Annotated in this window: 7 protein-coding genes and 1 tRNA gene; 1 reads left to right on the forward strand and 7 read right to left on the reverse strand. The window is 54.6% G+C overall.

The window, feature by feature from the left end; all coding sequences use genetic code 11:
- On the forward strand, positions 1-238 hold a 238-nt coding region (locus J3U88_RS04990; RefSeq protein ID WP_207857261.1), incomplete at its 5' end, for a hypothetical protein.
- Positions 239-379: 141 nt separating this feature from the next.
- Here J3U88_RS04990 and J3U88_RS04995 read toward each other — a convergent pair.
- The 7 genes from J3U88_RS04995 to J3U88_RS05025 form a co-directional block, all read right to left on the reverse strand.
- On the reverse strand, positions 380-1135 hold the full coding sequence (locus J3U88_RS04995; RefSeq protein ID WP_207857263.1) for a hypothetical protein: 756 nt from the start codon (positions 1133-1135) through the stop codon (positions 380-382).
- A gap of 210 nt (positions 1136-1345) precedes the next feature.
- The gene (locus J3U88_RS05000; RefSeq protein WP_207857265.1) at positions 1346-2095 is read right to left on the reverse strand and encodes an outer membrane beta-barrel protein; all 750 of its coding nucleotides are present in this window, start codon (positions 2093-2095) and stop codon (positions 1346-1348) included.
- 812 nt (positions 2096-2907) lie between these two features.
- On the reverse strand, positions 2908-5463 hold the full coding sequence (locus J3U88_RS05005) for a hypothetical protein (protein ID WP_207857266.1): 2556 nt from the start codon (positions 5461-5463) through the stop codon (positions 2908-2910).
- Between the two features lie 242 nt (positions 5464-5705).
- Positions 5706-6608 (reverse strand): phosphoribosylaminoimidazolesuccinocarboxamide synthase, encoded by a 903-nt coding sequence (locus J3U88_RS05010; RefSeq protein WP_207857267.1) that lies wholly within the window; start codon positions 6606-6608, stop codon positions 5706-5708.
- A 21-nt stretch (positions 6609-6629) separates the two neighbouring features.
- Positions 6630-6702 (reverse strand) — tRNA-Phe (locus tag J3U88_RS05015).
- A 203-nt stretch (positions 6703-6905) separates the two neighbouring features.
- On the reverse strand, positions 6906-7958 hold the full coding sequence (gene recA, locus J3U88_RS05020; RefSeq protein ID WP_207857268.1) for a recombinase RecA: 1053 nt from the start codon (positions 7956-7958) through the stop codon (positions 6906-6908).
- Between the two features lie 954 nt (positions 7959-8912).
- Positions 8913-11999: a tetratricopeptide repeat protein gene (locus tag J3U88_RS05025; RefSeq protein WP_207857269.1), complete on the reverse strand. Its 3087-nt coding sequence runs from the start codon at positions 11997-11999 to the stop codon at positions 8913-8915.
- Positions 12000-12071 lie beyond the last annotated feature (72 nt).

A 12071-nucleotide genomic window follows, 5' to 3' on the forward strand; every position in this document is an offset into this window, starting at 1 on the left:
GTCACCGCAAAGCCAAATTGCGCGTACCTGTCACCGCAAAGCCAAATTGCGCGTACCTGTCACCGCAAAGCCAAATTGCGCGTACCTGTCACCGCAAAGCCAAATTGCGCGTACCTGTCACCGCAAAGCCAAATTGCGCGTACCTGTCACCGCAAAACCGTCACCGCAAAGCCAAATTGCGCGTGCCTGTCACTGCAAAGCCACACCAAGCAAGCCGTCCCAATCGCCCATCCTCTAACCCGCATTTCTCACATCCTAAGAAATAGATGGGCACCAAGCCATGCGGGGAAAACCGCCCCCAATCCAAGCCATCCCAAATAAAAACGGGGGCGTCTACCCTTCGGTAAACGCCCCCGACGATCATGCCGCGGATGGTTCTTTATTTCCTACGCGCGGAGCGACTACCCCCGGAAGACCGGGGTGACGAACCACCACTGTAGCCGGAACCACGGGTTACCCGGGTCCCGCTACGCGAACCGGAAGACGCGGAGGAACGCGAGCTAGAGCCTCGGTTGTCGCGCGTCACGCGGGTACCGCGATCACCGCTCGGCGCACGTGTCGCGGTCCCCTTGTCGCCGCGAACCACCCGGGTGCGCGCCTCGCCGCGGTAGTTGTCGTCATGGGGCGAAACGTAACCACCGCGCGTGACATAACCACTGGGACGGGACAGGTTAAGGTAGCGATAGCCGTAGTAATGTCTTCCAAATGGATGACCTAAACCCCAGTAACCAAATACGCTTGCCGGGCCGTACCATGCATAATCCCAATAGTCCCACCACCAGTATTGGTGGCCGTAAAAGGGCGAATGGCGGTTGTAATAATGAGGACCGTAATGATGGTGGTCATGCGGGGAACCACCATAAGCACTGACAATGGGCTCACCCACTTGGCCCTGATCCAGGTCGATCAGCAAATCAATCAGCCAATCGGGGAACTTGTCGCGATTCATCTTGCGCAACACCTTGCGATTGACATCAAACGACAAGCCCTCGGCGCGGATCATTTGCGCCAAATTCTCGGGGCTTTCACCCTCCGCAAGCTTGGCTTTGATGTCGTCGTACGACACCTGGGCCCATAACCCAAGGGCCGGCGCGATGAATGCGATGAATGCAATCGTTTTTAGCAAAACACGCATAACCTACTCCTATCTATCCTTCTTCCGGTGTGGTTAACGGCATGGTCATCAGCGATGCGGTCGCGCACATAAAACGCTTATCCTATCTCCATTAAAGAAAACTAAAAAAGGGATCGCAAGGAAAAGTCGTCCTGGAAAGTTCGCGGCGCCAAACGCGGGGCCGTACACATACGGAAGCCGGATCACCACTTATCCGGCTTCCGACCGACATCAAATCCTGAAGGTGACGCCGATCATGGCTGATTTGGAACCCAGGTCTAAATCGCCGAATCCCGAATAGGAACCGGCGACATCGTCCTCGGCCCACTCCTGTTGCAGTGAAAAGTTAAGGTCGACATTTCGGTGCAGGTTGAGGCGGAAACCACAACCGAACCGAGTGGACAGGCTTTCGCCGTCAGCCTCGAAACGGTCCGCGAAGATAAACGGATCATTGGGATCCGTTTCATCCACAAACTCACCTACCTGAACGACTTCATAAGCTTTGAAGCCGATACCCGCGGTTAAGTAAGGCACGAAAAATTTGGGCGCCCAGCCTTTGCTGCCAAACTGTTCGCCGGCCCCAAACGGGGTCCAAATCATTTGGGCACCCACCCAAGTCGTTTGGAACTCGGTTTCGTTGACAATGCCAAAACCATCGATATCAACAAAATCACGGCTTTCTGCACTCACCGACTCCTCGTAAACCGAGAGGCCCCCGCCAATGCTCAGCCGGTTGTTCAGTTGGTAATACAGCTTAAAATCGACCACGAATCCGTCGAGGTCTTCGCTGTCAAAGGTGCTGGTTTCTTCAAAGAAGTTGAATAAGTCGGAACCTTCGTCGGGCTGATGGGTTCCCAGATTGATCTCAAAATAAACCATCTCGGTTCGGTCAAAGTAATCGTTCTTTTGTGCCAACGCGGGATAAGCCGCTGTCAAAAGCACCGCGATAAACGCGCCACGCAATCCCATTTGCCAATCCATAAAAACGTGCTCCTTCAAAAAATGGTCGTGCCGGCAAAGTGAAGCATCGTGCTTGGATCACCGAAAGGGGGGTACCTCGCCCGTCACGGAAATCAGCGAATAACACGACGCCGCCATGGGTGAGTGCGAGAACAATGCCGGCGAACCGCCAAACTGGGGAGAAACAAAAAGAATCTTACATATATTCAAATAAGTTCATTAAAAGCAGCGCGTTCACCTTTGGAAAGAAAAGCTCATTGAGAACCCGTGACCGCTTTCACGGCGCGAGACGCGCGCACAACCTAGGGTGGCTGTCTATTACAAAGGTCAGCGATCCCGCTCGAGGGTCACCCAATGAGGATGGTCCTGGATGGGGGATGCACGGCCGGGCCTGGGTTTCTTTTCAATAATTTCTTTGGATTTTTGGATAAATACAGGATGGGCGGGTTGCCTTTTGGTTTGACCGGGCGACAAGGCGCCGCGGATGGAGGCGTCCACCTGGATCATTGCCTTTTGGACGTGGCTTATTCGTTATCTTGATGCTTTGAAAGCCTCCTTGGGATCGAACACCATTGAATTCCACCCAGCGCAACCGCCCGGCAGTAGACAAACGTAAAACACTAATTCTATAAGGTTTGGTTAAAAAGATCACACAGAAGAGATTGTGATCAACAGAGCTACGGCTTCATCCGCATGCGTAATCCCTCCAGCCCAACATTTATTGGGCGGGCAAAGGGAAATACCGCGCCCCGCCCATCTACAATTCATCCTAAAATCCTAAGAAATAAAGGATTCCAACCCATGTCCCGGCGGGCAAAACCGGGCGCCCATCCTCAATCCGTCCTGAGGTAGAAACGCACCCCGCCACGACCGCGTGGGTCCTCCGGCAGACGCGAGGGCAGTTTGTGATAAAGATCGAACGCAATCCGGCCGCTGGGATCCAGCAATTCCAATTCCCGGAAAACCGAACTCCAGGAATCCAAACTTTTCGAGACAATCGCCATCGAGCACAAATCCAAGTTCAAGTGAAGCAGGCGCAAAAGCGGCAAACCGTTGCTGTAGGAACCCAGAATCAAACCTTCTTCATGATGCTCCAAGGCACCTTGGTACAACAAACGATCCGCCCATTCGAAACGTTCGTAACCACGGTCGCCAACCCATTCATCCTCGGTCCAAATTTGCCGTTCACGCGCGGGCACGGTGCCACTCCAGGCCTCCAACACGTCACTTTCGGTTTTCACCGCGATGGCGAAGTTGGCACATTCATTCTGAACGTAAGCCCGGGTCACATCACGCAGTGAAAACAAAAAGGACAAACGTTCGGGGTTTTGGCAGTGGCCGTGTAGGGCCTCGGCAAAGTCGGTATCCAACAAGGTGGCCGAAAGCCGCACCATCACGGGGCCGTGGTGATTCCAAACGGGTCCCAAACGACCTTCCATAAAAGCCAATTGTTGCCCATTGTCCATGGCACGGAACGCAGCCGGCGACCCCAGGGAAACACCAAAGGCCTGGGTCTTGCTCAACACCAACAACCCCAACTGCTCGCGGCCCTCAACAAAGTACAAAATACGGTCCCGTTGGTTAAGCGCCTGCTGGACCTGGGCCAAACTGTTAAAGCTGGTCTCGCGGTAAGTTGGCTGAACCTGATCCCAAAGTTGCGTCCAAATCTCCAGGGTTTGGTTGTAACGGCGCGGCGATGCGGCACTCCCGGAAGACGTCATTAACTCATCCACCATGGCGGCCAATTGGCCGCCAACCTGGTGAAGTTGGTGATCCAGCACCTGGTTACGGCTAAGTGCCTTGCGCTTAAGGGCCAAACCCCGCAAGCTCAGCAAATGCTCGAGTTCACCGTGGGTAAACAAGCCGGCGACGCCGGCGGCGTCAAGATGCTTCACCAAGGCGCGGTCAATCATGGTTTTCAACGGATTCACGGGATGCGCCACGCTGGAAAGCGCCAGCAAGGGTACGTTTTCCGGAGTTTTCCAAATCTCAACGGCACGCAGGTAATGCCAATCGCGGCGGTCGGTGTTTCCCAACAAATCGTAGTTCCGCGCCAGAGCCATGCGAATTTTGCTTTCCAACGCGGGAAACGGCAGTTCTAGGACGCGATCGATCGCTTTGCTCAAAAACACGGACGCTTCTTCCGACCGGCGCTGTTCCAAGTGCCAAGACCCAACCAAATAATCGCGGTAAATCTCTTGAGCGGTCGTGGTCGCTTTAAAGGAAAGCAAGGTATCTAAATCAGCCTTACGACCCTCGGACAGCCGCGCCTCAAAGGGAACCAAATGGGCAAACCCGATTGGCCTTTCGGGTTCGGAGGTTGTCGCGGTCGGCTTGGTTTCGGGTTCCGGTTCCTTCACGCTGTCTTCAGGGGGCGCCGCCTCCGCGGTCGTCGCATTCTGTTCAGCCACCGCTTCTGCTTCCGTGGCGGCCTGGCGCTGCTCGCGCGCGATGCGTTTTGCTTCCCCCGCCGCGACGGCCTCAGGCCGTGGAATAACCGGGAACAAGGCCCAGCGCACATAAACCGCGCGATTGCGAAGCGCCTTTTTTCGCGATTCCGGTTTGTCGCGCTTTTCATAAAAGGCGGCGAGTAAATCGGAAAAATGGATTTTGAGATGGGTATCCACATCGCCAAACGCTTTGCGATTCATTTGGTTGATCTTGGTCGCCGCCAAATTGGTGTCGTCACGATTCAAGGCATTTTTGATTTCCAACATTTGGTAGAGCAGCAAATCGCGATCACTGGGATTGGGGCCCAGGTCCGGCAGGGTAAACGGCCGATTCAATTCCAGGAGCGCACCATGACGCCAAAAATAAGGCAAGGCATCGGGCGCCGAAAGTGGGAAGGCCCGATCCGGCGGCGTTTGCCGGGACACCAGAAACCACCGCAATTCGTCAGGATTCAGAGAAAGATCAGGCGGTTCGGCGGCGGAAAAGCGCGCGAGGGCGTAAATCATAAACCAATGGCCGTCACCGGGAAGCGGCTCATTCTCCGTGAGGTAAAGTTGGGCAAAGCGCTGAAATTCATTCCAGTTTTCTTCCGCCGCGGTTAAATGACACAGCACCAGGAGTGCCATGGCACGCCATTCGGGATCACGGGCTAAATTACTTTCATAAAAAACGCGTTTGGCGGCAACGGCTTGGGTCCGTTGTGCGACGGCACTTAGATATTGAGCCAAAACGACCCGGTTCTCGGAGGAAGGCTCAATCCCGAGAAACTGGCTCTCCGCACCAAACATATCCCCTTGTGCAAAAAAGGCCTTACCTTGTTCTAAGCCGGCGGTAGGGGCCGGTATGGTAACCGGCGCTTCCTCGGTTTCCCGCGGTACGTCTTGCGCCACCGCAAAAAAACCAATCAGCAGGAACCAAATCATCAGGCATCGCAACATGGGTGCTCCAATCGCTTTAGTGGGTCTTCAAGAAGCGGCGGGTCGGCCATGACGCGTATCAACGAACGTCCGTCACGCGACGTTCACGTCGCAAAGGGTGCCGGCCGAGGCCCACCGAGGGATGCGGAACAGGTGCCATCATACCAACAGAAATAGAGGAATTCAGTAGAAACAAGGTGAGGGAAAAATCGGGGAAAGCCAGGATGTGGTTAATGGCAAAGTCCTGGTGGGTTATCGCCCGGTTAGGACGCCTCGTCAAATAAAGACTTACCGGTAATCAGTTGAAAACACTCTAGGTACCGTTTTTCGGCACCTTGTAGCACATGGTCGGGCAACAGGGGACCAGGCGACGTTTTGTCCCAGTCCAACCCACTCAAATAGTCACGAACATATTGCTTATCGAAACTGGGCGGGTTGGCACCGGTACGGTACTGTTCCAAGGGCCAATAACGGCTTGAATCCGGGGTCAGCACCTCGTCGGCCAGCACAATTTCGCCGTTGTGGAGACCAAACTCGAATTTGGTGTCGGCAATCATAATGCCTTTCTCGTAAGCCAAGGCCGCGGCGCGGGTGTAAAGCGCGATACTTATCCGTCGCAACGCCTCGGCATGGTCGTTCCCAATCATCTCGGCCGCTGTTTCGAAGCTGATGTTTTCGTCGTGTCCCTCAACCGCTTTGCGGGCGGGCGTAAAAATCGGCTCCGGCAGACGTTCGGCTACATCCAGGCCGGCGGGTAGAGGTAACCCACAAACGGAGCCTGATTGGCGGTACTCAGCGTAACCACCGCCGACCAGATAGCCGCGAACCACACATTCAACCGGGAACATCTCACACTTTTTGACGATCATAAAACGACCGTCGAGCACATCGACTTGGTCCTGCAACACCGCGGGCAAATCGGAAAGCTTTTGCGAGACGACATGGTTGGCAACCACATCCTGTAACTGCTCGAACCAGAAGCGAGAAAGCTGCGTCAAAACGCGGCCTTTGTTGGGGATACCGTTCGGCATGACGACATCGTATGCGGAGATGCGGTCACTGGCTACAAACAAAAAATGATCGCCTAAATCAAATATCTCGCGGACTTTGCCGCTAGCGACCTTTGGGACGCCCTTGAGTTCGATTGATGTGACCGCATCTATCATGGCGTACCCTAAATGAAAAAGTGGCCCGAGACGGAATCGAACCGCCGACACATGGATTTTCAATCCATTGCTCTACCGACTGAGCTATCGGGCCAACGCAGCGAAGAATAGCCAATATGCCGGGGGGCCGTCAAGCTATTATTTCAAAAAAACCAAACCAGAACCATAAAACCATATTTCACAAATACTTAAACAAGCAAAGCCTAGGTGCTCTGTTAAGAACGATCTGTTTTTGTGAGCCTGCTGTCAAAAAAGCCGCGGGAAAACACCCGCGGCTTTGGTAGGAAACCGAATCACTTATTCTTTGGCTTTGGTTGTGGTCTCAGCCTCGGCTTCGTTCTCCTCTTCGACCTCGGGCAACAGGTCTTTGCGAATGCGCTTCTCAATTTCAGCCGCCATCTCTGGATGGTCCCGCAGGAATTGCTTGGCATTTTCACGACCTTGTCCCAGACGGGTGCCGGTGTAGGAGTACCAAGCCCCGCTTTTGTCGATGATGCCGGCGTTAACCCCTAAATCAAGCACCTCACCCATACGGGAAATACCTTCCCCGTAGAGGATCTCGAATTCGGCCTGGTTAAAGGGCGGCGCCACTTTGTTTTTCACGACTTTCACACGGGTACGGTTGCCGATGACCTCTTCGCCGCTTTTGATACTGCCGATTTTGCGAATATCCATGCGAACCGAGCTGTAGAACTTCAAGGCGTTACCACCGGTGGTGGTTTCGGGGTTGCCAAACATGACCCCGATTTTCATACGGATCTGGTTGATAAAGATCAGGCAGGTGTGGGAGCGCGACACAACGCCGGTCAATTTACGCAGCGCCTGCGACATCAAACGAGCCTGCAAACCCATGTGGCTGTCGCCCATCTCGCCCTCAAGTTCGGCCTTGGGAACCAGGGCGGCGACGGAGTCAATCACGACCAAATCAACCGCGTTGCTGCGGACCAGAACCTCGGCGATTTCCAAGGCCTGTTCACCGGAATCAGGCTGGCTCACCAGCAGGTTTTCAACGTCAACGCCCAACTTCTGCGCGTACAACGGGTCAAGAGCGTGTTCCGCGTCGATGAACGCGGCCACCCCGCCGCGGCGCTGGGCGGCGGCGGTAATATGCAGGGTAAGCGTGGTTTTACCCGAACTTTCCGGTCCGTAAATTTCAATGATCCGGCCATAAGGGACACCGCCGGTCCCAAGTGCCGCATCAAGGGCGATCGAGCCGGTAGAAATACAGGGGATTTTTTTAATTTCGCGATCACCCAAACGCTGGATCGAACCCTTGCCGAACGCTTTTTCAATTTGGCCCATGGCCAAATCGAGGGCTCGCTGTTTCTGAGGAACATTTTTTTGTGACATGAAAAAGACCTTCTTCGAACCCACGATCCAACACCGCGGGTTTCATCCAAAATTTCGCGCAGGGACGACCTCGAAACCATACACCCACACGCTGACCAGATAGCGCTAGCTTAGCAAGGAAGTGAACAAAAGGGACGAGGAATCTGCATGATCCGGCGCGCCCCAACCGGGGCCGCACAACCCCATCTAAGGACCATGCTTTGAATAAACGCGAGGCAACGCCTCGCCTCCCTGGACGCACCCCAACGGGGTGCCATAATTTAGCCTAGGGTTGGGCCATTGAAAATGGGCCAACCCTAGGTGCTGGGGGTTCACGGACGGGAAGGCCCTGAAGGGGCCGACACCACATAGGTTACGATCCTGCAACACCGCGGGGATCACCGACCAAGACCGTTTGTTTCAGGGAGGAATATTGAATCCAGCGGTTCGGTTGTGTGTTGTGAGGCCGGCGCCTTCGGCGGCCTACACGACGGGAACTCCCGGGGACCCTGGGTAAAGGGTTGTGCCACAACCCTTTACCCAGGGCTGAAATCCGTATCGCCTTCAGCGAAACCAAAGGTCATTCGCCTCCGGCTCACGTTTTAAATCAGTTGTGGACCACGCGCCTCGGTGTGCGAACCCCTCCGGGGTGCGCCGGATCATTCCCCATCCAAACAGGGTTCCATTCGGGCGCCGGATCATTTCCCATCCAAACAGGGTTCCGTTCGGGCGCCGGATCATTCCCCATCCAAACAGGGTTCCGTTCGGGCGCCGGATCATTTCCCATCCAAGCAGGGTTCCGTTCGGGCGCCGGATCATTTCCCATCCAAACAGGGTTCCATTCGGGCGCCGGATCATTTCCCATCCAAACAGGGTTCCGTTCGGGCGCCGGATCATTTCCCATCCAAACAGGGTTCCGTTCGGACAGCGGATCATTGCCCGTCATGAACCCGCACCCAAGATCAAGCCGGTTTGTTAAACAAGTGCCTCAATACGTGATTCGAGGTCGCGATAGTTGGCCTCAACCGCGCGGATTTCCATGAACAAGGCAAGCGCCTTTTCCAGTTCACCCAAACCCTGCAGGGCCAGCGCCCATTCGTATTTAAGCGCGATGATTTCGTTCTGGGCCGTACACTTCGCCAAGGCCTCTTCGTAGTGGACGATGGCGTCCTCGGTGCGCCCCAACTCGATCATGCAACTGCCGATCAGGGTGGAACACTCCAGAAACCGGGTCGGCTCGGCTTGCGCTCGCCGGAATTCGTTGATCGCTTCTTCCAGAAGTCCCATTTCCTTGTAGGCAATACCCAAATCGTAGTGGGTTTCGTAATCGTCGTCACTGATCTGCTCGTCAACCCCCCGCTTGAATTCTTCAAACAGTTCATCGACCGACTGAATCTCTTCCTGGCCGGTTTTGTCATTGATCTCGCCGCCGTCGTCGAACAACTCCTCGCTGAGCTCCGCCGCCAAATCAAAAAAGCCGGTATCCTGATCGAGTAAATCATGCGTGGGGGTGGCATCACCAGTACCGGTTTCGGCGATGGCCATACCGTGGGTGCCGTCGGTATTGGTATGAGCCTGAACTTCCTGCATGCGCTCCAGGATCAGCGGATGATCGCCAAAACGTCCATGGGCTTCTTGCAACAGGTTTTGGGCGTCTTCAAATGCTTCTACCGAAATGAAGAAGTCAATTTCTTCCAACTCGCTGGCCAAAGAGCGTTCGTTACCCCCGGTGGCCGCGGCGCCCATGGTCGGGGTCGGCTCAGCGGGCGGCGGAACGGCGGGTTCGTCGACCGGTTCGAAATCAGCATCTTCCAAGGCATCTTCATCAAGCAACTCGGATTCGTCCAAGGTCCCGTCCACCGCCGACGGTGTGGCGGGTTCGGCGTAGGGATCGACCGCGGCGGGCGGATTCGGGGCGAAATCCTCATCGTCAAGCTCTTCCAAATCTTCGTCGGCCAAATCCTCGGCGGTGATGTCGGTGAGATCGTTAATGCCGGTGACATCGTCTTGGAAATGGATCACACTGCTTTCTTCAGAAGGATTGTCGCTGCTGCTCGAAAGCGAGCCTTCTCCGGGTGCAAAATCCAAAGAGCTGATGTTATCAAAGGTCACTTCGCCGGGATTTTCCACCTGACTGGCGTACATATCGGCCAAATCCTCGGCCTGATGGGCCCCCGAGGACGGGGTATCCTTGGGCATATCCAGCGACCAAATACCATCTTCGCCGGCGGCGGCCGGTTCCTCTTTTTCGGCGCCACCCAATTCGCGAAAGTCCACCACATCGGCGTCGGTCTCGGAAAAGGTCAGCGCCTGTGATTCACGGGAAGCGGAGGCACTGTTACCGGTGAAATCGAGCGAGTACTGCGACATCGTGGTTTCGCGCTCTTCCTGCTCTTCCTTGTCGGACTGGTACAACAGGGATTCGATACGCCCGCGGTGGATACGCGCAATATCGGGACGATACCCCTCCAGTTCTTTTACAAAATCCAAGGCGTCGTGGTATTTCTCGGCTTCAATGTGACCGTTAATCAAACCCACGGTACATTGAATCAAGCTATCTGTATCTTGGCGCTCCTGGTAAATCTGCCGCAACTTCAAATTAGCTTCGATGTGGAACGGCTCGATTTCCTTGACCTCATTCAGATGCGTCAAAGCCTGATCCATGATGCCGTATTTCATGAACACATCGGCTTCGGTCAGGTGGTTCTGAATCTTGGTAGCCAGATCGGAGGGTTCCATGGAGGACATGCTCGGGTCGGCGGACAAGTCACCGGCCTCGGGCTGCGCGGTCATGGAAATTCCGTTTTCGTCGTCAGCCAATTGGAAGCTGTCTTCACCGCCGGTCAAATCCACAAAATCATTAACAGGATCGGCTTCTATTGCATCGGGCTCACCACCGGATTGCAGTTGATCCAAACGTGCGCGCCATTCTAAGTTGTTGGGGTCTAAGGCAAGCAGGTCTTGGATTTTGGCGGCGGCCTGAGCATCCGCCCCTTTGCCCATCAGACCCTGAATCATTTTTTCAAGGGTGAGAATGGCATCGGCGGCCTGATCGTTTTCGCGATAAATCTGAACCAGCATTTCAAGCGAAGGCAGATGGTTTTCATCGGCATAAAGGATGTTGCGGAACAAACGGACCGCATCGTCCACCTTGCCTTGCTTGGTGAAGTTCTCGCTAATGGGAACCAAGGTGCTGTAGGCCTCGTCCAACTCGCCGGCTTCGATAAAACCGCGACCCACTTCTTCAAGCGACCCGGTTTCCTCGGCCGAAATGTGGAGCGCACGCATAAAACAGGCCTTGGCCTCACGCAACTGACCACGATCCAGGTAGGTTTGGCCCAAAATCTTAATGGCCTCAAGGTTCTGATCGTTTTTGCGGCATGTCTCGGTAAGTTGATGAAGCGCCTCGTCCGTTTTGCCCTCGGCCAGGTAAACGCGTGCCAACAGGATTTGCAGCCGCACCGAATCGGGCGCCATTTTTAGACCCTGGGAAATCATTTTTTGCGCTTCGTGAACCAGGTTCTTGCCCAGTAGCTCGTTACCCATCGCGCAAAAATGTTCGGCGGCTTCGTCGCGCCGTCCTTCACGGACCAGGATTTCGGAGATTTTAAGCCGTGCATCCAGATTGCTGCCGTCGATTTCCAACATTTTCTGATAACAGGTCAGGGCCCGGGAAAACAGATTCTCTGAATAGTAATGCTCGGCCATACGGCGTAATTCGCCTTTGGCTTCGCTCTGGTGGCCCTGCTGCATGTACAGATCGACAAGCTGGTCACGGGCATCCATGTTGCCTTTGTCAACCCGCAGAATCTTTTTATAAACCGCGATTGCTTTGAGGTTAAAACCGTTGGTGCGGTAGGAGTCGGCGACTTTTAAAAAATAGGAGGTAGCCGACTGGGTATTCCCCGTCTTGCTGTAAAGGTCCCCGATCTTGTTCAGCAAATTGGTGTCGCCCGGCGCTACCTTGGCGACCTTTAACAGCTCATTGAGCGCTTTGTTGTAATTTTGCTTGGCAATATATTTGTCAGCCGACGCTAACGCCTTTGCCTTGTTAAAAGCCATGGTCTCTCTTTCAACTGCAACGAAGATCGGGAAATCGCGGTTCGCCGTCAATACAAAAAGGTATTGTCCCCA

It is taken from the genome of Acanthopleuribacter pedis, assembly GCF_017377855.1.
In the GTDB taxonomy this organism is placed as follows: Bacteria; Acidobacteriota; Holophagae; order Acanthopleuribacterales; family Acanthopleuribacteraceae; genus Acanthopleuribacter; species Acanthopleuribacter pedis.